This window comes from Veillonella parvula (genome assembly GCF_001553335.1).
Classification (GTDB): domain Bacteria; phylum Bacillota; class Negativicutes; order Veillonellales; family Veillonellaceae; genus Veillonella; species Veillonella parvula_S.
On the sequence record NZ_KQ960799.1, the window covers coordinates 72,006 to 98,419 of the forward strand.

19 protein-coding genes, 3 tRNA genes, 2 pseudogenes and 1 riboswitch are annotated in these 26,414 nt (G+C 39.2%); of the genes and pseudogenes, 5 read left to right on the forward strand and 19 right to left on the reverse strand.

Annotated features, from left to right (window positions below):
- Positions 1 to 177 precede the first annotated feature (177 nt).
- Genes HMPREF1865_RS06915 through HMPREF1865_RS06925 form a run of 3 tightly spaced genes read left to right on the forward strand, consistent with a single transcriptional unit; the run spans position 178 to position 2,984 of the window.
- Positions 178 to 1,185, forward strand: a complete 1,008-nt coding sequence (locus HMPREF1865_RS06915) for a FecCD family ABC transporter permease (protein WP_060919659.1) — start codon at positions 178 to 180, stop codon at positions 1,183 to 1,185.
- Between the two features lie 26 nt (positions 1,186 to 1,211).
- Positions 1,212 to 1,958, forward strand: a complete 747-nt coding sequence (locus HMPREF1865_RS06920; RefSeq protein WP_060919660.1) for an ABC transporter ATP-binding protein — start codon at positions 1,212 to 1,214, stop codon at positions 1,956 to 1,958.
- 21 nt (positions 1,959 to 1,979) lie between these two features.
- Positions 1,980 to 2,984, forward strand: a complete 1,005-nt coding sequence (locus HMPREF1865_RS06925; RefSeq protein WP_060919661.1) for an ABC transporter substrate-binding protein — start codon at positions 1,980 to 1,982, stop codon at positions 2,982 to 2,984.
- 231 nt (positions 2,985 to 3,215) lie between these two features.
- Here HMPREF1865_RS06925 and HMPREF1865_RS09590 read toward each other — a convergent pair whose 3' ends face one another.
- From HMPREF1865_RS09590 to HMPREF1865_RS06945, 5 genes and pseudogenes are all read right to left on the reverse strand, one after another.
- On the reverse strand, positions 3,216 to 3,389 hold the full coding sequence (locus tag HMPREF1865_RS09590) for a hypothetical protein (protein WP_004697552.1): 174 nt from the start codon (positions 3,387 to 3,389) through the stop codon (positions 3,216 to 3,218).
- A 429-nt stretch (positions 3,390 to 3,818) separates the two neighbouring features.
- Entirely contained in the window at positions 3,819 to 4,817 is a 999-nt protein-coding gene (locus HMPREF1865_RS06930; protein WP_008601598.1) for an inorganic phosphate transporter, read from the reverse strand.
- The gene (locus HMPREF1865_RS06935) at positions 4,810 to 5,439 is read right to left on the reverse strand and encodes a DUF47 domain-containing protein (RefSeq protein ID WP_004697557.1); all 630 of its coding nucleotides are present in this window, start codon (positions 5,437 to 5,439) and stop codon (positions 4,810 to 4,812) included. Before HMPREF1865_RS06935 ends, HMPREF1865_RS06930 begins: the two co-directional genes overlap by 8 nt.
- 272 nt (positions 5,440 to 5,711) lie before the next feature.
- Positions 5,712 to 7,180, reverse strand: a pseudogene (locus HMPREF1865_RS06940) ([FeFe] hydrogenase, group A).
- Positions 7,181 to 7,312: 132 nt separating this feature from the next.
- Complete coding sequence (locus tag HMPREF1865_RS06945) at positions 7,313 to 9,328, reverse strand: ABC-F family ATP-binding cassette domain-containing protein (protein ID WP_060919662.1); 2,016 nt, start codon at positions 9,326 to 9,328, stop codon at positions 7,313 to 7,315.
- Positions 9,329 to 9,440: 112 nt separating this feature from the next.
- Here HMPREF1865_RS06945 and HMPREF1865_RS06950 point away from each other — a divergent pair, with 112 nt between their 5' ends.
- The gene (locus HMPREF1865_RS06950) at positions 9,441 to 9,761 is read left to right on the forward strand and encodes a hypothetical protein (RefSeq protein ID WP_008714437.1); all 321 of its coding nucleotides are present in this window, start codon (positions 9,441 to 9,443) and stop codon (positions 9,759 to 9,761) included.
- Positions 9,762 to 9,804: 43 nt separating this feature from the next.
- Here the strand turns inward: HMPREF1865_RS06950 and HMPREF1865_RS06955 are convergent, their stop codons facing one another.
- The 12 genes and pseudogenes from HMPREF1865_RS06955 to HMPREF1865_RS07005 form a co-directional block, all read right to left on the reverse strand.
- Positions 9,805 to 10,959 carry an MGDG synthase family glycosyltransferase gene (locus tag HMPREF1865_RS06955; RefSeq protein WP_008714438.1) on the reverse strand — a complete coding sequence of 385 codons (1,155 nt, stop codon included), beginning with the start codon at positions 10,957 to 10,959 and terminating at the stop codon, positions 9,805 to 9,807.
- A gap of 82 nt (positions 10,960 to 11,041) precedes the next feature.
- A complete protein-coding gene (locus tag HMPREF1865_RS06960; protein ID WP_004696710.1) occupies positions 11,042 to 11,341 on the reverse strand; it encodes an HU family DNA-binding protein in 300 nt (99 codons plus the stop codon).
- A gap of 51 nt (positions 11,342 to 11,392) precedes the next feature.
- Positions 11,393 to 12,163, reverse strand: coding sequence for a nucleoside triphosphate pyrophosphohydrolase (gene mazG / locus HMPREF1865_RS06965; RefSeq protein WP_060919663.1), 771 nt, complete (start codon positions 12,161 to 12,163; stop codon positions 11,393 to 11,395).
- Entirely contained in the window at positions 12,147 to 13,754 is a 1,608-nt protein-coding gene (locus tag HMPREF1865_RS06970; protein WP_060919664.1) for a putative polysaccharide biosynthesis protein, read from the reverse strand. The genes mazG and HMPREF1865_RS06970 overlap by 17 nt, the downstream gene beginning before the upstream one ends.
- Positions 13,751 to 17,047: a transcription-repair coupling factor gene (mfd, locus tag HMPREF1865_RS06975; RefSeq protein ID WP_060919665.1), complete on the reverse strand. Its 3,297-nt coding sequence runs from the start codon at positions 17,045 to 17,047 to the stop codon at positions 13,751 to 13,753. Before mfd ends, HMPREF1865_RS06970 begins: the two co-directional genes overlap by 4 nt.
- Positions 17,048 to 17,236: 189 nt before the next feature.
- Positions 17,237 to 17,321 (reverse strand) — tRNA-Leu (locus HMPREF1865_RS06980).
- A 564-nt stretch (positions 17,322 to 17,885) separates the two neighbouring features.
- A riboswitch (cobalamin riboswitch) is annotated at positions 17,886 to 18,057 on the reverse strand.
- A gap of 138 nt (positions 18,058 to 18,195) precedes the next feature.
- Entirely contained in the window at positions 18,196 to 19,311 is a 1,116-nt protein-coding gene (locus HMPREF1865_RS06985) for an ABC transporter permease (RefSeq protein WP_008601623.1), read from the reverse strand.
- Positions 19,311 to 20,423 (reverse strand): ABC transporter permease, encoded by a 1,113-nt coding sequence (locus HMPREF1865_RS06990; protein WP_042986461.1) that lies wholly within the window; start codon positions 20,421 to 20,423, stop codon positions 19,311 to 19,313. Before HMPREF1865_RS06990 ends, HMPREF1865_RS06985 begins: the two co-directional genes overlap by 1 nt.
- Positions 20,420 to 21,526 carry an ABC transporter ATP-binding protein gene (locus HMPREF1865_RS09715; protein WP_412226865.1) on the reverse strand — a complete coding sequence of 369 codons (1,107 nt, stop codon included), beginning with the start codon at positions 21,524 to 21,526 and terminating at the stop codon, positions 20,420 to 20,422. The genes HMPREF1865_RS06990 and HMPREF1865_RS09715 overlap by 4 nt, the downstream gene beginning before the upstream one ends.
- A 195-nt stretch (positions 21,527 to 21,721) precedes the next feature.
- Positions 21,722 to 22,219, reverse strand: a pseudogene (locus HMPREF1865_RS09720) (ABC transporter ATP-binding protein); the annotation flags it as partial.
- A gap of 9 nt (positions 22,220 to 22,228) precedes the next feature.
- Positions 22,229 to 23,203 (reverse strand): HlyD family secretion protein, encoded by a 975-nt coding sequence (locus tag HMPREF1865_RS07000; RefSeq protein ID WP_230949615.1) that lies wholly within the window; start codon positions 23,201 to 23,203, stop codon positions 22,229 to 22,231.
- 87 nt (positions 23,204 to 23,290) lie between these two features.
- Positions 23,291 to 24,991, reverse strand: a complete 1,701-nt coding sequence (locus HMPREF1865_RS07005; protein WP_060919667.1) for an efflux transporter outer membrane subunit — start codon at positions 24,989 to 24,991, stop codon at positions 23,291 to 23,293.
- A 168-nt stretch (positions 24,992 to 25,159) separates the two neighbouring features.
- Between HMPREF1865_RS07005 and HMPREF1865_RS07010 the strand changes: the two genes are divergently transcribed.
- Positions 25,160 to 25,438 (forward strand): helix-turn-helix domain-containing protein, encoded by a 279-nt coding sequence (locus tag HMPREF1865_RS07010; protein ID WP_060919668.1) that lies wholly within the window; start codon positions 25,160 to 25,162, stop codon positions 25,436 to 25,438.
- Positions 25,439 to 25,563: 125 nt separating this feature from the next.
- Here the strand turns inward: HMPREF1865_RS07010 and HMPREF1865_RS07015 are convergent.
- Together HMPREF1865_RS07015 and HMPREF1865_RS07020 are read right to left on the reverse strand one after the other, a co-directional pair.
- A tRNA-Arg gene (locus HMPREF1865_RS07015) sits at positions 25,564 to 25,640 on the reverse strand.
- A 112-nt stretch (positions 25,641 to 25,752) separates the two neighbouring features.
- Positions 25,753 to 25,828 (reverse strand) — tRNA-Trp (locus tag HMPREF1865_RS07020).
- Between the last annotated feature and the right edge of the window lie 586 nt (positions 25,829 to 26,414).

The following is a 26,414-nucleotide window of genomic DNA, read 5'->3' on the forward strand; positions in this document are numbered from 1 at the left end:
AAATAACAATGACCTTATAAAAATGAATAAAACCAACATAAGATTTAACCATTAAAGTTTATAAAATACCCACTCCTATTATACCTATACGGGTATTAATATTGTATATATATTGAAAATTCTCTATACTTAGATGAGGTTTATATTACCTACATAAAAATAGAATAAGGAGATTTTATGCAGACTTCGGTAAAAGCATTTATATTATGTCTAATACTCTGTATTTCATTGGTAACAGCTTTACAGTTTGGAGCTAATTTTATTCCTTTAGATCAAATTATATCAGCTCTTATGTCTATAATTGATCCAAATGCTAAGGCTTCTATGACAGATACGATTATTACAGATATACGCTTACCACGACTTATCTACTCAGTTTTAACAGGTATCGGCCTATCACTTGTAGGTTTATTAATGCAGACGGTTACTCGTAATGCACTGGCAGATCCCTATGTATTAGGTGTTTCTTCTGGTGCAAGTACAGGCGCCGTTTTTGCTATTATCATGGGTGGGCTTCCATTCTTAGGGCAATACAATACGCCTATTTTTGCGGCTCTAGGCGCTGCACTTTCAATTATATTAGTACTACTATGTGTTGGTAAAAGCAACAGTCCAGTAAAGCTTATCCTCATAGGTATGGGCATGACCGGTGTATTCTCAGCCTTAACTATGATGATTATTTACGGGGCTAAACACGAAGCACAAGTGCGAAGTGCCATGTTCTGGCTACTTGGCAGCTTTGCAGGCATACAATGGAGTGATTTACCATTAACCGCAATTATTCTAATCTTATTTATGCTATATATCTATATGTTCAATCAAGACCTTGATGTATTGCTACTTGGTAATCATGAAGCAGCACAAATGGGCCTTTCTGTTAAGCAGTTGCAATTAAGCATCGTTATCATATCCTCTATTGTAATCGCCACACTAGTATCAAAGGTAGGTGTAGTAGGCTTTATCGGCCTTATCATTCCGCACCTTGCTAGGATTGTAGGAGGGCCTAAACATAAACACACATTACTATTTAGTGCACTCATCGGTAGCATCGTTATGATTTGGTCAGACGTATTATCGAGAGCACTCTACAGTCCAGAAGAAATCCCTATTGGTGTACTTACATCCTTATTGGGGGCTCCACTCTTCATTTGGATTATCATGAATCGTTATAAACACAATGGTTAGTGTATATCATATCTATAGGAGATACTATGTATCAAATTAATCAGCTGTCTTTTTCTTATGAAACAAAAGAAGTGTTAAAGAATATTTCTGTGACATTTCCTACCAATAAAATAACAGCCATAATTGGACCGAATGGATGTGGTAAGTCTACGCTACTTAGCCATCTATATCGACTTCAGCCGTCAAAAAACAAGATTACATTAAATGAAAAACCTTTAGAGTCTTATAAAGGTCGCGAATTTGCTCAATTAGTAGCCGTTTTAACACAATCTAGAGACTCTATGATCGATGATTTTCTCGTAAAAGATATCGTTCTCATGGGACGGTATCCATACAAACAACACTTTGGCACCTATAGTTCTGAAGATGTAAAAATTGCAGAGCATTATATGAATGAAGTGGGCATCACCCATTTAGCAGACGAAGAAATTCATCATCTATCAGGTGGTGAGAAGCAACGCGTATTCATTGCTAAAGCCTTAACCCAGAAACCTCAAATACTTCTTTTAGATGAACCTACTAATCATTTAGATATGAAGTATAAAGTGGCACTTATGAAGCAATTGCGTGCTTTTAAAGGCACTACAATTGTAGTCCTTCACGACTTAAATCTAGCGGCTCAATATTGCGATCATATTGTCATCATGAACAGCGGAACTATCCTAAAAGAAGGTTCCCCTACCGAGGTGCTCACACCTGAAATTCTTGAACCAATTTTTGAAGTTCCTTTCAAAACCTCTTGGGATGAAGGGCGCTATCATTTATATTATTAATTAGTAAAGAAAGGACTTACTATGTTTCAGAATTTAAGAAAGTCAAAAAAATTATTATTAATCGCAATGACATGTGCTACATTCGCTATTGCTGGTTGTGGTTCTGATACTACAAAAACTACAGCTGATAACGGGACCTCTGTAACATGGAGTGAAACATTTGACGGTACAAAAACAGACTTTGCCGTAAAATCTGCCCCAACTCATGCAGTGTCCATGTCCCAAGCAACAACGGAAATGATGTTACAATTAGGCCTTGAAGACAAAATGGCTGGGACCGCTTTCAAAGAAGAAGAAATCTACCCACCTTTACAAGCGGCTTACGACAAAGTAAAAGTATTATCTGATAAATGGCCTTCCTATGAAGTATTCATGTCCGTAAAGCCTGACTTTGCTACAGGATGGCCTGATTCTTTCAGCAAACGAGCCATTCCTGCAGATAAAATGATTTCCCAAAAGGTTAATATTTGGATCCCTGAATCCATGTTATCTACTAAGGCTGACCTAGAAACCAACTTCAGCGACATGATTAAATTGGGTGAGATTTTCGGCGTAAAACCTAAAGCTGAAGAATGGGTTTCAGGTCAACGTAAAACATTGGCAGCTATCCAGGATAAACTAAAAGACTTACCTCGTAAACGCATTTTCATTTATGACTCTGAAGACGGTCAACCATTCACAGCATTCGAAGGTTATACTACTAACATCTTAAAACTTATCGGTGCTGATAATGTAATGAGCGGCTTAGGCGTTGATAAAACATGGGCTAAAGGTTCTTGGGAAACAGTAATTGCGCAAAACCCTGATTATATTATTATCGCTGACTATGGCAATTCTATCCGCAACGATGATGATTTCCAACAAAAAATTGAAAAGATCAAGGCTAATCCTCAACTTCAAGACATCACAGCCGTAAAAGAAGGTCACTTCATTCGTGTAAAACTTTCCGAAATCACACCTGGGGTACGTACAGTTGATGCTTTAAAACGTTTAGCTGAAGAAATTCACGGCATCAAAGTAGACTAATTTAATATAACAAGATATAGAGTAATATATGTAATATGTTTTGTTATTATATATAACGAAGAAGGTCCCAATTCAAATGAATTGGGACCTTTTCGTACTACTTGTATTGCACACAGCATATTGTTTAGAGAGTAAAGATGTGTTGTAGTTGAAAGATTTAGAAATAATGAATTATTGTAAAATAGATTTAAAATGTATTAAATTGTATATGCTGTGACAATGCCTGATTATTTATACTTCTCGGCTATATTGTTGCCTATATCGTTTATCATTATTTGCCTTAATAGCCATGATCAATGGCTTTAGCGAAAGAAACTCTTCATCACTGAGTCGAAAGGTTCTACCAATACGTTTAATAGGATTACGTGGGCGCCCGGCACCGCGTCTAGATCCACCCCATGCCATATACATACCTCACTTTTCACTTGAAAAACTCCTTCTACCGATAGTATAACCTCCGATACATAAGTATGCAATAGCCATTCACTTAAAACAACCTCTTAACAGCCTATAAACAAGTAATAAACTTCATTTATTAGTAAAATGCATAATCAACAAAACACATATTTATAAGTATTTCCCCCTATTCAACTTGAATTGTAACATTAATGTTGCCAAATATAGATAAATCTCTTTTATAGAATATAGTATTTACAAACCAGTTTATTTCTATATTTTTAGACTATTTAGATACTATCACGTACACCTATAGTAAATAGAATTTTAAAATAGAAAAGCAAATTATTTATAAATATGACAATATAGCAAGAATATTTTGATAAACAAAAAAGACTGCGTTTGCAGTCTTTTTTACTATAATAAAAAGTATATGAATTAGCCAAATAGTAAGTGACCTACTTCATAAGCAATAGCGGCAACGATGCCAGATAATGGAATCGTTACAAACCAAGCCATAACCATAGATCTTGCTACGCCCCAGTTAACGGCTTTAATACGTTTAGAAGAGCCTACACCTAGTAAAGAACCACTTACTACGTGTGTAGTACTTACAGGCAAATGTAAGAATGTAGCTGTAAAAATAGTAATCGCCGAGTTTAAATCAGCAGCGAACCCATTAATAGTTTCTAGTTTGAAAATCTTGGTACCCATTGTAGAGATAATTTTCCAACCGCCTACAGCAGTACCCATAGCCATTGCAGTAGCACAACAAAGTTTTACCCAAATCGGTACATCTAATGTATCGATGAAACCACCGCTAAGTAAGGTTAATGTGATTATCCCCATCGCTTTTTGTGCATCATTAGAGCCATGAGAAAATGCCATCATAATTGCTGATACAATTTGCATGGATCTAAATCGATCATTTAAAGCAATCGGAGAAAATCTACCGAAAATAAGTAACAATACTTTCATCACAATATAGCCACCAATCATGGCTACAATCGGAGATAAAATAAGAGACAAAAAGATTTTTAAAATCCCCGCCTCATTCAACGCGTCAAATCCTACAGACCAGCCCACAGCACCAATGATGCCACCAATCAAAGCATGGGATGAGGAACTTGGAATTCCCCAATACCAAGTTAAAAGATTCCATGTAATGGCACCGATAAGGGCTGCAGAAATAATACCACTATCGATAAGAGATGGCGACATTACTATATCACCACCGATAGTCTTTGCAACACCTGTACTAACCATTGCACCCAAAAAATTGAGAGCAGCGGTCATCATAATTGCCTTTTTAGGCTCAATAGCTCGTGTAGAAACGGATGTGGCAATGGCATTCGCCGTATCATGAAAGCCATTGATATAGTCAAAGGCTAATGCTAAAAATACAACTAGCCATACTAAATAATGAGCATCAAGCATACTTCAATACTACCCGGCGGAATGTACCAACCAAATCTTCGCAGCCATCGATTACATCTTCCATAGCGCTAAGGATTTCCTTCCATTTGATAATTTCAATTGGATCTGTACACTCTGTAAAGAGCTTAGCCATTTCTTCATGATAAATATTATCCGCTTCAGACTCAAGTTTCAATACTTGGTGAACACGCCCCTCTACCTTCACATGATCCTTTTTAAGACTCCCCATATAACCAATGGATTTATTGATATGCTTAACGCATTTAACAACAATTTCACTCATGCGAATAGCACCATCACTTGGTTTGCCCACGTGATACATAACCATTTTATCCATGATTTCTTTGATATTATCCAATGTAGTATCCAATTGGTCAATCAAAAGCTGAATATCCTCACGATCCATTGGAGTGATAAATGTTTTACGTAAACGCTCTACAGTTTCATTTACTAATTCATCGGCAGCTTTTTCCTTTGTATCAATTTCAAGAAATGCCTCTTCCTTAGAGATATCCCCCTTAAACACGCGTTCCATCATTTCCGCACTTTCATAAGTTAGTGCAGCATGCTTTTCCAAAATACTGAAAAATTTTTCTTCTTTTCCTTTTAATTTAAAAGCCATGAAGATCCTCCCGAACCAGTATTGATTGCTTCTATAATAACAATTTAATTATAGCATACTACAGGTAATTCCTAAACCAATTTACCAATCTCTATATTTTAACCCCTATGCGTATATGGCATATATAGAATCTACATCTGTGAAAGCTTTTATGACCATATTTCCACTATATAAAGTAGATAAAAAAGCAGATAGCTGACTAACATATCAACTATCTGCTATATATTTCTTAGCTATCTTTGTGTTTTTTATTAACTAATAACTATCAACTCTTAGCTATTAGCTTCCGCCGCCGCTTTAGCCGCCTCTGCCGCCTTTTTCAAATTAGGTACAGATGTAGGGCATGTAGCAGGCGTACAAGCGCCATTAGGGCCTAAATCTTCAGAACGATTTACAAAGGTAGTATGTAACATATGATGTGCTTTGTGACTCATAGGTTTGCCATCAAAGAACTCAGCATACAATTTTTGGATATCTGGATTATCACAAGCTGCTTTTACAGTTACTTCTGCATCGCGAGTATACAAGGAAGCAATACGAGCTTCACGAGCTTTGTCAGCCATCGGTAATTTAACGCGTGGTTGACCACCACCACCGATACAGCCACCACGACAAGCCATTATTCAATGAAGTCATAATGGATATTTTCTGTACGCATGCGTTCGATGAACTTACGCAAATTACCTGTACCATGAACTGCCGCTACGTGTAATGTTTTATCGCCAATCACTACGTCCGCTTCGCGAGCACCATCCATGCCGCGAATAGCTTCAAATGGAATCAATGTTTGAGGTGCATCTTCACCTGTCGCCATTTTGTAAGCCGCACGCATAGCCGCTTCCATAACGCCACCAGTGTTACCGAAAATGATACCACCACCAGAAGCTTCACCCATCAATGGATCGAATGCAGAATCTTCAAGATCATCAAAGTTGATTTCTTCAGCGCGCAACCATTTTGCAAGTTCCCGTGTAGTAATACAGTAGTCTGTATCGCGCATTTCTGGTGTATTCCAGTATTCCGCAGAAGAATTCATTTCATCGCGACGAATTTCAAATTTCTTAGCTGTACATGGTGTTACTGCAACGGCAACGATTTGTTTTGCATCAAGGCCCATTTTTTCAGCAAAATATGTTTTTTGTGTAGGCGCTTGCATAGCAATCGGGCTCTTAGCCGTAGATAAGTTTGGCAAGAATTCTGGATAGAATGTTTCCGCAAACTTAACCCAAGCAGGACAACAAGATGTGAATTGAGGCAATACTGCATCGCTATTAATAACGCGTTCTAATAACTCAGATGCTTCTTCCATGATAGTCATGTCCGCACCAAAGTTTGTATCAAGAATATAGTCGCCACCCAATTTACGAAGAGCAGCTACCATTTTGCCTTCTACAAATGTACCAGCCTCAAGGCCGAATTCCTCACCTAAACCAACACGTACGGCAGGCGCAGTTTGGAAGATGACAATTTTATTAGGATCAGCAATAGCTGCTTTTACTTCATCAATTTCAGAGCGTTCATTAATGGAATCGAATGGGCAAATAGATGCACATTGACCACAATGAATGCAAATTGGATGATCCCCATTCGTTGTTAAATCATAATAATCAAATACACCCATGTCTACAGCACAAGCTTTACGACATAAGGAGCAGTTTTTACATTTAGTTAAATCTTGTACTAATGCAATATTTCCGTCTTCAATTGGCACGCGACGGTCTAAAAATTGGTACTTACTCATGAGTTCCTCCTACTTAGGTAACGTTGTTATCGTTAATCGTAGAAATTATACTATACATTGTGAGTTTTATCAATAAACTTACACGTAATTCCTTTGCATAACAGATATTAAAAAATAGCATGATAAAAGGAGTTATAGGCGTTCCTCTAATTCCATCCACCGTTCAGTGAGCACATCTATTTGAGTCTGTGTTTCTTCTCGTTCCTCCATCAGTGACTGCATTTTTTCATAATCAGTAGCCACTTGGCTTATCATAACATCGAGGCCCTTCACTAAATGTTCTAGCTTAGGCAATTCATCCATAATTTTGGCATACTCCGCTTCTTCTGCTTTATTGAGACCCTTCTTTGGTATTTCTTTGAAAGTATCTGTTTTATCACCAGCAACAACATTATCATTTCCAAGGGTATCTACCCTATTAGATTGATTATCAACAGAGTCATCGCTATCAGCCTCTCCACCTTCTACAGCTCGTACCGCTTTGGAATTAGCCGGTATATTATCATTTGGCATATAGAATGGGCGCTTGCTGCCACTACTTTCATCAAGAGCATCTTTGTAGTCAGAATACGAGCCATGAACGATTTCAATATGCCCATCGCCGGTAAAGACAAACAGTTTATCCACTACGCGGTCTAGGAAGTACCGATCATGGCAAACGGTGATGATGACGCCACTAAAGGAGTCAAGGAAATCCTCTAATACCTCCAATGTTGGAATATCAAGATCATTCGTCGGTTCGTCCAGCAATAATACGTTAGGGGCGCTCATCAACAATTTTAAGAGATATAAACGACGACGTTCCCCGCCAGAGAGTTTTCGAATCGGTACACCATGTAATTCTGGGGTAAAAAGGAATCGCTCAAGGATTTGTCCTGCGCTCAATGTAAACCCATCACCGAGTACCATATAAGAGTGGTCCTCACGAATATAATCGAGAACGCGCATATCTTCATCAAATTCAGGTAGCTCTTGTTTAAAATGAGCAATGCGAACGGTCTCACCTTTACCAATAGTGCCTCTCGTCGCTTCGTAGGTGCCATCAAGGATATTCATAAAGGTAGATTTACCAACACCATTGGGCCCTACTATACCGATACGATCATGGCGTACCACGTGATAGGTAAAGTCCTTAATCATAGGACGTTCATCAAAATAAAACTCTAAATGCTCAATATCAAAGATGGTTTTTCCTAAACGTGTCTTCAGCGCAATAGGATCCATTTGATCGGGGCGGCGGGTTTTCTCCATATTCTTTAATTTTTCGTAACGGTCAAGACGAGCCTTTTGTTTTGTAGTTCTAGCCAGAGCACCACGACGTACCCATTCGATTTCTCGTTTTAAAAATTGACCTCGTTTTTCTTCCGTAGCAGCTTCACGAGCCTCTCGATCATCTTTCAAGGCAATAAATTCTTCATAATTGCCATCGTATTGATACATATGACGATTTGATAGCTCTAAAATACCATTACATACGGAATCGAGGAAATATCTATCATGGGTACTGATTAATAATCCTCCTTGACGTATACTCAAATACGACTCTAGCCAATCAATACTATCTTCATCCAAATGGTTAGTCGGCTCATCTAGTAATAAAAGATCACATGGATATAGCAATGCTTGCCCTAATGCAAGACGACGCTTTTGCCCTCCTGATAACATAGCTACCTTTTGCTCCACATCAGGAAAGCCCAATTTAGATAAAATAATGCGCGCCTCTTGCTCTACCTGCCAACCGTCTTGTTGATCCATTTGCTCTAAAGCATTCATATAGTTGCGAGACAATTTAGCATCGTCTTTACCAGACTCTTGCATTTGGCGATACTCACGACTAATACGTTCAAAGGCTTTTACCATTTGCAACCGAGGATGATTTCCATCAAGAACGGCCTCAAGCAAAGTAGCTTCCGCATCAAAATCAGGTGTCTGCGCTAAGTAATAAATGCTAGCCTTACCATTACGCTCAATGGTGCCTTTATCAGCTTCCATTTGTCCTGCTAATATTTTTAGAAATGTAGACTTACCCGTTCCATTGATGCCCACAAGACCTAATCGTTTTTCCGTGGTAAAAGTCATACTCACTTCTTTAAACAGCAGCCTTGTACCATATGATTTCTCTATATTTTGTAAACTAATAACGTTCATATTCCGCTCCTATTTTGTGATTCTGTTATTTATTATACTACACATTACCATTGACAGTAACAGGCGCCCTCAGTAGAATAAACGTAACATATATATTCATGAGGAGGTCCACATGGCGACGGATATGGTTTTAGACTTTTATGAAAGTATCAACTTTGAACTTATCGACATTGATGGGTATGACACATTATTTACCGAGCTCTTAGAGGATGGCACGTATGCAACTGTGTCCGATGATGACGGCTATATGCCAGAGGACTTAGAGACACCAGTCGTATTCAATGTGTACGACGATAACGACTCCTTCCAATGGAGTGTTACCCTTGATGACTCTTACCAATTAAAAGATTTATTGGATGGTGCAGAAAGTACGGATGCTTTCTTAGTCACATTACAAAAACTTCGAAAAGAACATATTGAACAGTATCAATAGAAAAAAGCGATGGCCCTTTAGGTCATCGCTTTTTCTATATTGGTTAGCTAATTGCCTCTTGAGCTTTCACAAGCTCATCTTGTGCACTAGCATCTAAAATTTCAATGAGACTATTTACGATATCAGCAGCCCCATCCACATGCCATTCGCGAGCACGTTCAGACATTTGTTGAAGTCGCGGAGAATTAATTAACAGTGCAGTTACCACATCTTCTAAGTTGTGAATATCGCGAGCCCAACGAGCACAGCCCCGTTGCTCTAACAGTTCTGCATTTGCCTCTTCCTGCCCTGGGATAGCATTAAAGAATACCATTGGCAATCCGATTGTAACAGCCTCCATACAGGTCAATGCACCAGGTTTTGTAACGAGCAAAGACGATGATTTCATGAGCTCAGAAATATTGGTAGTATAACCATATACGGTGGTCTTCGTCTTCATAGATTCACTAAGGACAACTAACGATTCGTAAAGAGACGTATTTTGTCCCGCTACAACGGTAATTTCACCAATACCATTTACTTCATCTAGATGTTTTAAAGCCGTCTCAAGAGAGCCTAAACCCAGGCCACCACCCATAACAAGAACTTTCACAGGTTCCTCTAAGCTATACTCTTCAATAGCATCACGGAAAAAAGATCGCCGCACTGGAATGCCAGATACATGAATACGAGATTCATCGATACCTGAAGCTACCATTTCAGGTACCATAGATTCTGTTGCAACATAGTAAACATCAATCTGTGGATAGAGCCAAAACTGATGACTACTAAAGTCTGTCATAATAGCCACTAGTGGTACATCTATATGACCTTGACGCTTTAAAATCGATGCCGCCCCACAAGGAAATGGATGTGTAAAGACCATTACATCTGGCTCTTCTTGTTGTACTAGTTTAAGCATGCGGCTTTTTAGTAGGTACGACAATGCGGTTTGCATAATGGTACCTCGTTTTTCCCCTTTCGATACGCGATAAATCATATCATAGAGCATGGGGAATACGTCAATCATCTTGATATAGGTACCCTTAATTAAATGCTCTACAGACATAGTTTCTGTATCAAGAAAATCAACATGGGTAATTGATGCTTGTGGCTCTTTTTCTTTCCAATATTCTTCTATGGCTCTTGCGGCTTGCATATGTCCAGTGCCGATTGAGGCAGACACGATGAGAACCTTCCTTGATGTTTCGTTATTCATAATGCACCCTTTCTCTGTGCATTATACCATAAATAGATAAAAAAAAGAGACCTCGAAAGGTCTCTTTCACATCCAATATGGATTATTTTTTGCGTTTTTTAGCTTTTGCAGCGTTAACTTGTTCTTTCAAACCTTTACCAGCTTTGAATGCAGGGGATTTGGAAGCTGCAATTGTGATAGTTTTACCGTTTTGTGGGTTACGGCCTTCACGAGCTGCGCGTTCACGAACTTCGAAAGTACCGAAGCCGATAACTTGTACTTTGCCACCAGCTGCTAATTCTTGAGCTACTGTGTCAAATACAGCTTTTACTGCTTTTTCAGCATCTTTTTTAGTTAATTCAGTTTTTTGTGCAACACTTGCGATTAATTCTGTTTTGTTCATGACAGAACCTCCTTAAAATTACAATACCTTAGAAGTGTATAAACCTCTAGGTTACTTTTCCTGCACTTTAGCCTCCTCCCAAAAAGCATCGAGCTCAGCTAATGAAAAGTCTTCCCATGAGCGATCGCTTTGGTTAACACAAGCTTCTACATGTAAAAAACGCTGTCGGAACTTTGTGTTTGTGCGATTTAGTGCATTTTCACCGCTTATTTTATACCATCTGAATAGATTAATCAAGGAAAAAAGCACATCTCCTGCTTCTTTTTCCATATTTTCTCTATCATTTTGGTCAATAGCCTCCTTAAATTCCCCCATTTCTTCGGAAACTTTAGCCCAAACAGGATCAAGCTCATCCCAGTCAAATCCTAGCTTTGCAGCCTTTTCTTGGAGCTTATAAGCCGCCATTAAAGCAGGTAAACTTTTCGATACACCATCCAATACAGAATTTTGAATATTTTTCTTTTCTTGTGCCTTTAATTCATCCCAAGTGTATGATTTTTCATCATTTTCTGGGCTAAAAACACGAGGATGACGACGAATCATTTTTTCAGCGACATCATTAATTACGTCTTGAAGTGTAAAATAACCAGCCTCCTCTGCCAATTGACTGTGAAAGACAACTTGCAATAATACATCACCTAACTCTTCACGAAGATTCGGCATATCTTTATTATCAATGGCATCTACCACTTCGTAGGTTTCCTCTATAAAATAGCGACGTAAAGATTCATGCGTTTGCTTTTGATCCCAAGGACAGCCATTTGGTGCACGCAAAGTTTTCACTACATCGACTAAAGGTTGAATATCAATATTGTTCTTCATATAGCTTTGCTTCCTCCCTATTGCGTCGAGCTTGTAAGCGCTTGCCTATGATTGGGAAATAGTATATATCATCTTTTACGACAGCTTTAGTAAGCCATAACGATAAACCATATACAAAAATAGCCACTACAATTGCTGCAGCCACAGCGCCACCATTGCCTAATAAATCAACAGTGCTCACATAGATGACTTGTGTAGCACCGCCCATGGCCATGGCAGATACTATTATTTTTAATAACTCTAATGTGTTGAGTACCGAACCTACATATCTTTTTACAAAAATATAATTAATAAGCGCTGCAATAGCAAAGTTTAAATTCGTCGCCCAAGCCGCACCATTAATGCCCAACTCAACACTGCCTGTCAATTCATAATCTAAGAATGTCTTCACTAATAAGCCGATAAAAATCGACACCATAGGAATTACTGTCCTTCCTAACCCTTGCAAAACACCTGCAGTAACCTGCTGCCATCCGAGGAACACAATACTCAAGCTAATAACAGCAATAACAGGCCCTGCGTGGGGTGTTGCATATATTAATTGCGATATTGGCGTAGCTAGTACACAGAGACCAATACAGGCTGGAATCGTAAACATATTAGCAATTTTAATCGCCGTTTCCGCTCGTTTCACGATGCGATGTACATCACCTTGAGTATGGGCCTCAGATACGGCTGGCACAAGACTAGCGGCTAAGGACGTAGTTAGAATGATTGGCAACCCAATCAGAGATGTTGCCATCCCCGTTAAATAGCCAAATTGTGTGGTTGCTTCATTGAGATAGTATCCAATATCCATCAATCGTTTTGGGACGATAAATGTATCAATGAGTGATACCATAGGAAGCATAATATTCGCCATAGAAACAGGTATAGCAAGGCTAAACAAGCGTTTAACTACGGTGCCATTACTTTCACAAATAGCATTAGGATTCTGTTGTAAAAGCATCTTCTCTCGAACATTGCGTTGTCGGTAGTAAAAATAAATTAATACCAGTAACCCTGCCAATACGCCTGGGAATGTAGCAAAGGTCGCACCACCTGCCGCCAAATGGAGTCCACGATCAATGAAGTAGTATGCCAAACCTACCATAGAAGACACGCGAAAGATTTGTTCAAATACTTGACTCGTACCAGTAGGCACCATATACTGGAAACCTTGGAAATACCCTCTAAAACAGCTCAGGATGGTCACTACAAAAATGGCTGGAGATAATAGCTGAATAGCAATTAAAGCACGTGGATCGGTGATGATTTGATTATCTACGAGCCATTGCGCACTACCATATAAGGCCAAACTAAATACCAGCCCTAATATAGCGAGTACCCTTAAAGATACGGAAAATACTTGTTGTACGCCTCGCATATCATCATTAGCAAGTTTCTCTGCAATCATAATAGATATGGCTACAGGAATACCTGCAGCAGAAATACTAACGATAATTTGATAGATTGGATAGGCCATCATATATAGCCCAATTCCTTCACCACCTAAGATCCGTGCAATAAGAACCTTACTAAACGCACCGATGACCTTCACGATAATACCGGCTAAGGTTAAAATCATGGCTCCTTTTAAAAATCGATTCATAGGCCCTCCTTAGTCGGTGACTTGTGGCTAAGAGCCTTTATCACCGCTTCCGTAATGGTCAAAACAGAACCTTTCATGCCATTAAGATTCACATATAATGTGGCTGGCTTGGTGTCCATAAACTTCATTTTTTTCCATAAATCTTCTCGTACAGCCCCCATGTCCCAATCGGCCATTTTAGAATCGTCATACCAATGGATGGTGAGCTGCTTATCTCTACGGACGATACTTTTAATGCCCAGTAGGCGCGCTTGCTCTTTAATTTGAGCAATGCGCAACAAACGGTCTACTGGGTCAGTTGGTGTACCGAAGCGATCAATGAGCTCATCCGTCATATCATCGAGTTGCTCTTTAGATTTAATATGTAACAATCGTTGGTATACAGAAATCTTACGAGCACTATCTTTGATATACGCATCGTCAATAAAAGCATCTACCTCTAAATCGATGGCCGGATCAATAGATACGTCTCGCTCAACCTCTTTATTTTGAGCCTTTGCAATCGCTTCTTCTAACATGCTCACGTACATACCAAAGCCGACAGAGGCGATATTACCATGTTGCTGTGAACCTAATAGATTGCCGGCACCGCGAATCTCTAAATCTCTCATGGCTAACTTAAATCCTGCGCCGAGCTCGGTGAACTCCTCTATGGCTTTCAAACGCTTTTCAGCTGCCTCTGAAAGTATTTTATCTGGCCGATACATAAAGTATGCATAAGCACGTCTACGAGAGCGTCCTACCCGACCTCGCATTTGGTATAGTTGAGATAAACCTAAGCGATCCGCATCATAAATGATGATAGTATTTGCATTAGGAATATCTAAACCGGTTTCAATAATGCTCGTGGACAAGAGTACATCATAATGGCCTTCATAGAAATCGGTCATAATCTCCTCAATTTGACGGCCTGTCATCTGTCCATGAGCAATAGCATAACGCAAGCCAGGCAATGCAGATTCTAATAGTTCTCCCATGTGATTAATGGATGCGACCCGATTATATACGAAATAGACCTGTCCACCTCTTGCAAGTTCTCGTTTGATAGCATCTGCTATGAGATTCATATCATATTCCACCACATAGGTTTGAACAGGCAAACGCTCCTCTGGCGGAGTATTGATAACAGACATTTCTCGAACGCCAACGAGGGACATATGTAAAGTCCGCGGAATCGGTGTAGCACTCAAAGTGAGTACATCGATATTGCTAGCCCACTCTTTCCACTTTTCTTTTTGTGCTACCCCAAAACGTTGCTCCTCGTCTACAACAAGCATACCTAAGTCTTTGAATACCACCTTTTTGTTAAGTAATGAATGAGTTCCAATAAGAACATCAATAGATCCATCCTCTACGCCTTTAAGAATTTGTTTTTTCTCTGATGTAGTTCGGAATCGATTAAGCACATCTACTTTCACCCCAAATGGAGCAAAGCGATTCAAAAAAGTTTGGAAATGTTGCTGTGCTAAAACCGTAGTTGGTACAAGTACTGCTACTTGTTTTCCGCTCATAACAGCCTTAAAAATGGCGCGCATAGCCACTTCCGTTTTACCAAAACCTACATCACCAGCGAGCAAGCGATCCATAGGAACAGGTCTTTCCATGGATTCTTTAATCTCTGCGGTAGCCTGTAATTGGTCTTCCGTTTCCTCATAGGGGAATGCATCTTCAAACTCTTGCTGCCATGGTTGATCTGGCAAGAATGCAAAACCTTCTGTGATTTCTCGTTGTGCATATATCTCAACGAGTTTATCTGCTAAATCATCAATAGATTTTTTTGCCTTTGAAACAACCTTGCTCCAGTCACGACCACCCATCTTATTAATACGTGGCACATCACCTTCGTTGCCAATATATTTTTGCAGTTGATCTAAATTATTAGCTGGTAAGAACAGTTTGTCCGTTCCAGCATAAGCAATCTCAATATAATCGCGGTGAATGCCTTCCGTCTCAATTGTTTTAAGACCAATATACTTGCCGATACCATGCATATTATGTACTACATAGTCACCAGGCGTTAAATCTGTAAAATAATTGATTTCTTGGCCCTTTTTAGGCTTATTACGAAGCTTGCGCTTTTGCTGTCCGTAAATATTACCTTCTACGACAACTACGAGATGGCTATTGGGCAATTCAAAACCATCTGTTAATAAGCCCTTTAAAATAACGACGGTGTTTGGCTTTGCTATCCATGTATCACTATGAATAAATGCAATATTCTCCCCTTCAAGGGCGCGCTCAATACCTTCTCGTCGTTGCTGATTATTTAGTACTAGTACCACTTGATGATTTAAACGATGCCATTGTTTAATTTCATCTGTTAATAGGGGAATTTGACGCTCAAAGCTCGTCATTGTCTTCCCTTGAATGCCAATAGGATTAAATCCTGCAAGTCCAATAGAACGTTGTTGCATAAATGTGAAAGCCACTTGATTCGTAGCATCTACAGTGCGTTGTAGTTCATTCCAATCACAATGATTTTTCCGATGTGTAGGATCTTCTTTTAAGAATTTCTTTAACGCCTCTTGAATACGACCTGGCTCGTCATAAATCAAAGTGCCATCTTTCACATATGATAGTAAAGTACTATCTGCATCACTTTTACCAAGAAAGAAAGGCGTCACCGTATAGGATTCGATTTGCTCAATAGAACGTTGATTCTCTACAGAAAAGAAACGCAATGTATCGATTTCATCACCAAAAAACTCAATGCGAATCGGATGATCACTATTTACAGGATAAATATCCAAAATATCTCCACGCACGGCAAAATGACCACGTTGTTCCACCTGGTCTACGCGTTCATATCCAATTGTTACGAGCTGTTCAAGGGCTACATCACGTTCAATTGCATCATTCAAAGCAAAATGCAACGATTGCCCCTTTAAATAATGAGGGGATACAACATACTGTGTAGCCTCTTCAGCATTGGCAATGACTACTGCCGGCTCTTGCCACGCTAATAATGCTAATGCTCGCATTTGTGCACCTTGGTCCTCAAGACTACGTGCTACAGTTGTAAAGTCTACATGATCTGTTTTAGGAAATGATTGGACTGGCACATTAGGCCAGAAGAAGGCTAAATCTCGCTCCCACATCTCCTTATGATCCTTATCATGAACTACGATGACTACAGGCTTTTTAAGACCTGCAGAAAAAGATTGGCTTAAGAGAAAACTCTTTTGAGATCCACTAAGCCCATATATGACTGACTTTCCTTTACGCTGAAATGCGTTTAGCCCATCCACAAAGGATGGGTTCTGTGAAAGCAGTTTTGTTAATGTATTATTCATACTGCACCATATAGTATTACTATGATTGTATTAATTAAATAGTTCTAACTTATTTATTATAACATATAATGTAGTAGTTAATTCTGTACCTACCCTACTATTAAACTACAAGTGTTTATCGATATGAATATCCACATTAACTACTTAATTTTAGGCAAAAAAAATACACCTCTAAAGGTGCAATAAAGTTGGTGCGGGAGAAGGGACTTGAACCCCCACGCCGTAAGGCGCCAGATCCTAAGTCTGGTGCGTCTGCCAATTCCGCCACTCCCGCGTCTCAACTGAAATAATAATATCATGTATAGAATTCATCGTCAATCATTTTTTTTAAATGACTTAAAATTCATACATCTAAAAATAGATTCAAAGAAAAACAACTATCTAAACCTTATGATTTACGTAAACCTAAAACAAATTCTAAAACTAAAAAATCTTAACTCTACAATTGTATATCTATTAACGCTTAACGCCTCATCTAAACCTAAACTCTACAGGTCTCAATCTAAAAGGTCTTACCGATAACTAATATTTGCAAAATAAAAAGAGACTGACCCAGAATCCGAACTACTAGAACCCTGGGTCAGCCTCTTTTTTAGGATGATGATGAATAAATGCATGCCCTACATTTACCATAAAATATATTAACAGTCATAACATATGTCATGCTGGTAATACCAAAAAGGTAATCCACCATGACCATAGCACGACATTTAGGTCGTATAGAACTAAAATCTAAATCAACTATAATACAATTTAGATTCAATAGAACTAAAAAATCCTTTTTACGGGTACGTAAAAAGGAGCTATTAACTTCTCCTCCCTATCTCTCGTAGGTCAAATGGTGAATGTTGAATAGGCAGTTCTCCTGACTCGGCGTCATCGCTCATCTAGCCTTCCCAGTTTCCCAGTGACTTAATTTAAACTCGCTCGACCATACAGTGGCGGGACCGTGCCGGCCTTTAACCGGCTTCTCTATTATGCTTTTCAGCACCTATTCCCAAATATGATATTTTCTATGTCTTTATTCTAACAGTCTACATTCATTTAGTCAATACGGCAGTAGCATATTTATTAATAAAAAAATACTATATAGGTCTGCCGTATTGTTATAACAAAATATAAAAAGTTTAACAATCTAATCATTAGCTTTATCCAACGCGATTTCTAAATAGCCATCCTGCTATGGACATGCTTATAATGATTAGGATAATCATAGGAATAAAATTAAACCAAATATCCGTCAATCCTGCACCTTCTAAATAAATCCTGCGCATTGCATCAACAGAAAACCGCATAGGATTTCCATATGTAAGATATTGCAATATTTTCGGCATGTTATGTACAGGTGTGATTAATCCGGACAATAATGCTAGTGGAAAAAGAAAAACAAAAACATATACGAGAACTTGCTGCATATTTTTTGCAATAGCAGAAATAGATAACCCCAATCCAATGCTACTACTTATAAACGTAAACAACACGGCATACACAAGAAATATGTTGCCCCGAAATGGAACTTTAAACCAAAACATAGCTATTAATAACAATACAGTACTTTGAAACAGTCCTATTATCATAGGGGGTATAGACTTTGCAATCAAAATTTGCATAGATGATACGGGCGTCACCAATAATTGATCAAAGGTCCCCTGCTCTCGTTCTCTCGCCACAGATAAGCCCCCCAACATGATAACTTGTGTCATACTGATCAATATAACGAGACCTGTCAAGAAAGTCCAGGAAGACTGCTGATTTTCATTGTACCAGGTACGAGATTCAATCGTGATTCCCTTATGCTCAACACCTAACCAAGTCTGATTGAATTGAGAAATGATTTGCCCCATATAGGCTGTGGCAAGACCTGAAGTCATTGTATTCGTTCCATTTACAATAACAGTAATAGATGTAGGTTGTTTATGCTTTAAGTTTTCTTCAAAATCCTGAGGTATGATAACCGCCATAATAACCTTGTTGGAGTCTATTAGTGGTGCGATTATATCCGGAGAGTTCGCAGATTGATACAGTTCAAAAACACCGGATGAATTAATAGTCGATTCTAATGCAGCTGCGGTCTGCGTATGACTTTCATCAATCAATACATAGGGAACCTTGTTGAGATTATAGGTTGCGGCGTAACCGAAGAGGAACCCTTGAATAATAACCGGTAACAGTAAGATTATACGAGTTTTCGGATCTTTAAAGGTGGCTAATAGCTCTTTCCATATGATGGAGACAATTTGATTCCAATACAGGCGCCAATTCATTATTCCACCTTCTTCCGCGTAATATAAATTGTCAATATTGTAAAGCAAATAGCAAAACCCGATAATACGGCACTATTTTTAATAATCAAATACCAGTTATTTCCACCTAGGAACAATGATTTCAGTAATTCTAAAAAATATGTAGGAGGTAAAAGCCGTGAAATATATTGAATCACCACAGGTTGTGAATGTGGATCAAATAAAAACCCCGTCAATATCAACGCCGGTAAAAAACTGGTAAGTAACGCCATTTGACAAGCTAAGAACTGTTTCTTCGTAAACGCAGATATAAGTAGTCCCATATTTAAGGAAACAATCAAATACAATGTGGACACGATGCAGATGATCCATAAGGAACCACGCATAGGTACTTCATAAAAGAAATACGAAACACCGAGGCAAAACAACAGCCCCAACATGGCCAATACATAATAAGGCACTACCTTAGCCAAAATAATTTCAATAGGCTTAACTGGTGTAACGAATAAAGCCTCAAAAGTACCACGTTCCCATTCTCTAGCCATAACAACCGCCGTAAGAAAGACGGATACAATCGTCATGATAATCATGATGAGCCCAGGAATCAAAAACCAGGTACTTGTATTTGCTTCATTAAACCACATGCGATGGTTCATTGTTATATATCCACCACGTAGCATAAACGGAATATTCTTAACGGCCCATAAATTAATAGCTGAGTTTACATAACTTTCTATGCTCATCGCTACCGAAGTATCGACACCATAGTAAATCCCCTGCACTTTCCCTTGTCCACGCATAACTTGAGCAGAAAAGTCCTGTGGAATCACCAATATGGCATCTACCTTTCGTTTTTCCATCAATAGTTCCGCCGTTTTTCTATCGCGAACCGCTATAGGTTGAAAGTACTCAGAGCCGTATAAGGAGTCATACACACTCTGGGTCATAGAATCTTGCCGTTCCATAACCACTGCTATCGGCACGTGTTTAACATCCAAAGTAACCCCTGAGCCGATGAGGATAATAAGTAGTATAGGTAGCACAACACCCAACAAAATAGTGCTAGGGTCGCGCAATACTTGTAAGGTCTCCTTGTATACCAATGAGGAAAACCGTCTTATAAATCCGTTCATACGTCATCCTCCTGTTCCCGTTTTTTTAGTATGACGGAGATAAACGCTTCATCCATAGTACAATTCTCATCGCCGGCAATCCGTCTAACTTCATCAGGTGTTCCCAGTACAACGAGTTTTCCTGCATCCTGAATCATAATACGGTCACAATATTCCGATTCATCCATAAAATGAGTCGTAATAATAATCGTTGTTCCTCGCTTTGATAAAGAAGTAATCTGTCGCCAGAAATTACGCCTTGTAAGAGGATCAATACCACTTGTGGGCTCATCCAAGAAAAGAATTTTAGGCTCATGCATTAAGGCAGCCGCCATGGACAAGCGCTGTTTATAACCACCAGGCAAATCACCGGCTATCATATCTCTCACGTCATTCAGACGAAACTCACTGATAACGGCTTCTATACGATCAAGCTTCTTCTGTCCGTGAAGGCCGTACACACCGGCAAAAAAATTCAAGTTTTCCATAACAGACAGATTACCGTACAAAGAAAACTTCTGCGCTACATATCCGAAATTGCTTCTTGCCGCCGTACGGGATTTAACGACATCAATGCCGGCCACGCGCAAATCCCCGCTCGTTACAGGCAATAATCCACACAACATACGAAATGTCGTCGTCTTCCCTGCTCCGTTTGGTCCGAGTAACCCGAATACTTCTCCGCGCTGCACCGTAAATGATGTATTAGCCACCGCCGTAAAATCACCGAATGTCCTCACCAAATGAGATACGGAAATTTCTACTGGACGCTCAACCATTTCATTGGGGGCCAACAAATGCTTTCGTTCTTTCTCTATCGCACTTTCATCCAAATCCATATCGATACTATCTAAAGGCTTAGCCCCTTGTTTTGAGGCAATTTCATCCTCTTTTAACAACATCATAAAGGTATCTTCCAAACGGCTCTGAACTGGTTCTTCCTCCATACCGTACTCATTAAGCCATGGAATCGAAAGCATTTCTTTTGTTTTTATGTACCTCACAGCACCGGCCTCCGGAACTGCATCCGCCACGCATTTCCTGTCATCCATCAATGCGGCCTGTACATTTCGCATGCTCAACGACTTCGGAATCTTTACCTGAAAGCATCGTTCCTCAGACATTTGAGTCAACTCATGCGGTGTCCCAGTTGCTAAAAAGTGCCCCTTATTGAGGACGAAAACATCTTTACAACGCTCCGCCTCATCTAAGTATGCAGTGCTAACAAGTACGCTAATTCCATCTGTACATACCAGCGACTCTAAGATCTCCCATAACTCCCTCCTTGAAAATGGATCGACCCCTACGGTAGGCTCATCGAGCAGTAATAGCTCCGGAGAACGAACCAATGTACAAGCTAGGCTAAGCTTTTGCTTCATACCGCCTGACAATTTACCGGCTTGACGCTTAGTAAATTTGGCTAGCCCTGTCATATGCAGTAATTTTTCAAACCGCTTCGTTCTCACATGCAAAGGAATACCGTGTAAATCTGCATAGAGATTCATGTTTTCACTGACGGATAATTCCTCATAAAGCCCAAATTTCTGAGGCATATAACTGAGTCTATCTTGAACTGCCTGTGAATGTGCTTTCACATCCATTCCGAGGACCTCTAAAGAACCAGACGTGGCATCCAATAAACCGGCTATCAAACGAATCAAAGTCGTTTTCCCCGCCCCATCTGGCCCGACCAACGCAGTTAAACAGCCTTTTCGAATTTTAAAATCTAAATGGTCCAATGCTATTATAGGATCATCTCCGACAAGGGGAAATTCTTTATATAATTGTGACGCTTCGATTGCATATACATCATTCACCGCACACCTCTATATATCAATGGAAACAGTGGCAGGCATTCCTAAACGGAGACGATTATCAGGATCATCTACATATACCCGCACTTCATATACAAGTGTAGTACGCACATCCTTCGTTTCTACCGATTTAGGTGTAAATTCCGCTACGGAAGAAATATATCCGATTGTTCCGTGAATCGGTTCGTTCTTATATGTATCCGTTGTTACATTTGCATCCATACCGTTATAAATTTTTCCTAAATCCCGTTCGTTCACATATACACGAACCCATTTCTTAGTATTCTCAGCCAATTTAAATACAGGTGTATTCGGTGAAGCCATATCACCGACCTGTAATAATCGGGCCGTTATAACACCGTCTATCGGGGACGTTAATACAGATTGGTTCAACAAGAACTCCTGACGGGCCAGTTCGCTTTTCATCGCATCCAATTGGGCTTGGGCCTGTGCTATATCTTCCTGTCTTGGCCCTGCGACAGCTAAATTGTATGCTTGCTGAGCCTCGTTTAATTTGGCTTCCGATACTTTCACCTTCGCCTGTATATCATCTACAGACTGTCGACTAACGGCCTTACCATTTGAAGCATTATAGGATTTTTGTAACTTCTCTGCCTCCTGTTTCGATTGAGCTAACGCAGCTTCTGCAGATGTAACTCGTGCCGATGCTTGAGCGATTTCTTCTGGTCTACTGCCGGCCTGCAACTTGGCCACTATAGCTTCCTGTGCTGCAATGGTAGCCTTAGCCTGCTGTACAGCAAGATTCAATTCATCAGAATGTAAATACCCCAAAATCTGCCCTTTGCTCACCACCGCACCTTCATCCACCAAAAGGCTGGCAATCCGGTCACTTCCCCGAAATGCAACATTAACTTCACGCAGATTCACATTGCCTTGCAACACAATATGATGAGAGGTAATGTACACTTCGTATTGATTATAAGCATAATAACTTACTCCACCCAAAATTATTAGAAAGGCAATCATTATACCTGCGCACTTTTTTCTATTATTCGCCATCCACCGTTTAAGGACATCAAGTTTCTCTTTCATAATCATTCCCCGTTTCTCACACTATTTCTTAGCATGCGAGTCCGCCTCTGCCTCCTGATCCATGTCCATAGCTTCCCAACCACCGCCTAAGGATTTGAATAAACGAACGGTATCAGCAAACTCTTGCCCCCGACTCATGATATATTGCCGCCTTGCAGACAATACATTTCTTCGTGCATCAAGAACACTTAAGTAATCGCTAAGACCGGAGTCAAAATTGGTTTGCGCCAAAGATTCCGCTTGCTGTGCAGATTCTACAGCAGATTTCAATTCCTCGGACTTAATATGATCCTGAGATGCATCCGTTACCGCATTTCGGACCTCCCCTACAGCTTTCAAAACAGTCTCTTCGTAAAGTGCCAAATATTCCTGTTCCTTTTCTGTTTGTACCTTTATATTCTTACGAATAGCACCGGCATTGAAAATAGGCATAGTGATAGATGGTCCTATTCCTATCATTTTACCGATAGCCGAAATAAGACCTCCCGATGAAAACGACTCCAAGCCTATACTGCCATTTAGTGAAAACCTAGGCTTAAGGTCAGCCTTTGCAGCCTTGGTTTTCTGTTGTTGCGCCGCAATACGTCGTTCCGCCGCCTGAATATCAGGCCGTTGTCGTAAAGCTTCCGCCGGTATGCCGATAAACATGTGTGGATCCACCGTAGGTAATGAAGTATTTTCCATCAATAACCCGTCAATCTCGCCTGGAACTGTTCCCGTCAATATAGAAAGAGCAGCCATTGTGGAAGCTATATTTTTCTTTAATGAAGGAATCTCCGCTTGAGTCTGAGATAATGCATATGTAGCCTGTTGCACAGGTAATTCATTAATAATACCAGACTGATAATTTATCTTAATCAGTTCCAACGCTTCCTGTTGACGCTTCACATCATCTTCTGTTATGCGCAATTGCTCCTGTAAAGTTCTTAACGACATATACTGTAATGCGGTTTCCGCGCTCAAAGATACCCAGGTGGAATATAAATCCGCCTGTGATGCTTGTAACGAATTCGATGCAGCACGTGATTTTGCTTTTTGTCTTCCGAATATATCAATTTCCCATCGCGCATCAATTCCCAATTTACCGGTTTCTACATTTCTCGTCATCTTATCAGATATAGGTAAATTCTTTATCGCTTCTTGGTCTGAATCCCATTCACCCTGACCTCTATTAGCCGACCATGAACCGGAAGCATCTAGCCAAGGTAATCGCTGTGCTTCAGCAATACCCAACTGTAACCGCCCTTGTCTAACTCGAGAGCGAGCTACCTCTAACTGCCGATTATTTTTGAGGGTCAAATCAATTAATTGATCCAATACGGGATCATTAAAAACCTTCCACCAGTGGGCTAACTCTTCTTCACTGACTGCTTTCCCTTCCACAACCTCATACGGTAACGGATATTTTCCCGCTTCTTCTACCCAAGAATGTTCATTCAATTCTTTAGTTGCTTTTTGTTTCTCTGAAAGCTTAGTCTCATCAGCAGCAGTGCTCTTTTTCTTCTTTTTTTTGCCATCTTTGTAATACGATGCAATAACAGGACTGCCTTGGTCAGAATCGTCAACAGTTTTTTCAGACCTATGCTGTATTGTCGTATTATCTCGACGCGTTTGATTCGTATCTCTATTTGATTGACTAAAGCTGATGCTAGCGCTAGCACTCCAAGCCCCTAATGCTAAACATATATAAACAATTAAAAGTTGTTTTCTATTCATCTTCATAGCAAACCTCTTTTCATTTCCATATATATCAGTATCATTGTATGTTCATTTTATAATATAAAACCATTATGTATCAATAATATGAAGTATCATTTCAATCTAACTTGAGTTTTATCGAACTTTCACATAAAATAAAAATGTATTAATATAATTCAAGTGGAGGCGATTATGTATATCGGTGAAATCATTAAAAGCTATCGCGAACAACATAATATGACGATCGAAGAATTCGCAAATAAATCGAATCTAAATCAAACAAAAATCAACCAATTGGAAGAATTATTTCAAAGTGATAGAACAACACCTTATCCTGTTGCAATGCGACAAATTAAAAGTATAGCTGAAGCCATCGAACAGCCAATCCCCATCATTATGAATCTTATTTCTGCAGATCAAGAAATTGTCGTTAACGTAGTAGCTGAATCAGATCAGCCACATGCGAAATAATACAACTTAGTTAATTAAATAAAGATCATTAGCTCATAAAAGGACCCTACATAAATATGTAGGGTCCTTTATATACATATAAAAAGCAAAATAAAAAAGCACCACATTACTGTGATGCTTTAATTTGGTGACCCAGAAGGGATTCGAACCCCTGGCCTTTTGATTCGTAGTCAAACGCTCTATCCAGCTGAGCTACTGAGTCATGTACAAAGTACTCACTTATATTAACATAATGATTGCGGCTACGCAAGCATTTTTTTATATTTTTTTAGTAATTTTATGGACATGCGGCCCGAAGACCGCCATCCAAATTTTGGCAGGGGCAGTAGGACTTGAACCCACAACCAACGGTTTTGGAGACCGCTACTCTACCAATTGAGCTATACCCCTATATTCATCAAGCTTTGCTTGATACTTGATTAGTTTAACAAATATTACATACTATGTCAAGAAATATAGGCTTATTAATCAATAAATAATAAGAAATATTAAAGAAAAGAGCCCTCTTTCAAGGGCTCTTATGTCTACCTAACTTTTACCTTTATATATACGGGAGATGGTATATATAATTAGAGAGTTTTGTATATGTATTGTTTTGTTTATACACAGGGAGAGTATTGTTGTGTATTTAAGTGTTGTTTTATGTGTTGTATTGTTTTGTGTTGTTTGTATTATTTGTAAAAGGGACAGGTAAAAGTTATTAGTAGTAGACCTCCATTTCCTTAGTTGATCTCAATCAACTATAGCTAGTATATAGATAGTTCGTGAAAACATAGTGAAAGTGATATGAAATATAATCAAAACGAGTAATTTTTGGTACATTTTGGTATATTATTAAATATCAGAAAGATAGCTATAAACCACGTATTTACTAGTCTAGATAGGGATCTATATAAAAAAGTGATAATTCTATGCATGAATAGAATATGTAATAAATAGTAATTCTTGAATTGCAATAAGTAATGCGACAAAATTA

Bases quoted from the DNA above. Each gene is read 5' to 3' on its own strand.
- HMPREF1865_RS06915 (WP_060919659.1), top strand. From the start codon at position 178: ATGCAGACTTCGGTAAAAGCATTTATATTATGTCTAATACTCTGTATT.
- HMPREF1865_RS06920 (WP_060919660.1), top strand. From the start codon at position 1,212: ATGTATCAAATTAATCAGCTGTCTTTTTCTTATGAAACAAAAGAAGTG.
- HMPREF1865_RS06925 (WP_060919661.1), top strand. From the start codon at position 1,980: ATGTTTCAGAATTTAAGAAAGTCAAAAAAATTATTATTAATCGCAATG.
- HMPREF1865_RS09590 (WP_004697552.1), bottom strand. From the start codon at position 3,389: ATGGCATGGGGTGGATCTAGACGCGGTGCCGGGCGCCCACGTAATCCT.
- HMPREF1865_RS06930 (WP_008601598.1), bottom strand. From the start codon at position 4,817: ATGCTTGATGCTCATTATTTAGTATGGCTAGTTGTATTTTTAGCATTA.
- HMPREF1865_RS06935 (WP_004697557.1), bottom strand. From the start codon at position 5,439: ATGGCTTTTAAATTAAAAGGAAAAGAAGAAAAATTTTTCAGTATTTTG.
- HMPREF1865_RS06945 (WP_060919662.1), bottom strand. From the start codon at position 9,328: ATGAACGTTATTAGTTTACAAAATATAGAGAAATCATATGGTACAAGG.
- HMPREF1865_RS06950 (WP_008714437.1), top strand. From the start codon at position 9,441: ATGGCGACGGATATGGTTTTAGACTTTTATGAAAGTATCAACTTTGAA.
- HMPREF1865_RS06955 (WP_008714438.1), bottom strand. From the start codon at position 10,959: ATGAATAACGAAACATCAAGGAAGGTTCTCATCGTGTCTGCCTCAATC.
- HMPREF1865_RS06960 (WP_004696710.1), bottom strand. From the start codon at position 11,341: ATGAACAAAACAGAATTAATCGCAAGTGTTGCACAAAAAACTGAATTA.
- mazG (WP_060919663.1), bottom strand. From the start codon at position 12,163: ATGAAGAACAATATTGATATTCAACCTTTAGTCGATGTAGTGAAAACT.
- HMPREF1865_RS06970 (WP_060919664.1), bottom strand. From the start codon at position 13,754: ATGAATCGATTTTTAAAAGGAGCCATGATTTTAACCTTAGCCGGTATT.
- mfd (WP_060919665.1), bottom strand. From the start codon at position 17,047: ATGAATAATACATTAACAAAACTGCTTTCACAGAACCCATCCTTTGTG.
- HMPREF1865_RS06985 (WP_008601623.1), bottom strand. From the start codon at position 19,311: ATGAATTGGCGCCTGTATTGGAATCAAATTGTCTCCATCATATGGAAA.
- HMPREF1865_RS06990 (WP_042986461.1), bottom strand. From the start codon at position 20,423: ATGAACGGATTTATAAGACGGTTTTCCTCATTGGTATACAAGGAGACC.
- HMPREF1865_RS09715 (WP_412226865.1), bottom strand. From the start codon at position 21,526: ATGTCTGAGGAACGATGCTTTCAGGTAAAGATTCCGAAGTCGTTGAGC.
- HMPREF1865_RS07000 (WP_230949615.1), bottom strand. From the start codon at position 23,203: ATGATTGCCTTTCTAATAATTTTGGGTGGAGTAAGTTATTATGCTTAT.
- HMPREF1865_RS07005 (WP_060919667.1), bottom strand. From the start codon at position 24,991: ATGAAGATGAATAGAAAACAACTTTTAATTGTTTATATATGTTTAGCA.
- HMPREF1865_RS07010 (WP_060919668.1), top strand. From the start codon at position 25,160: ATGTATATCGGTGAAATCATTAAAAGCTATCGCGAACAACATAATATG.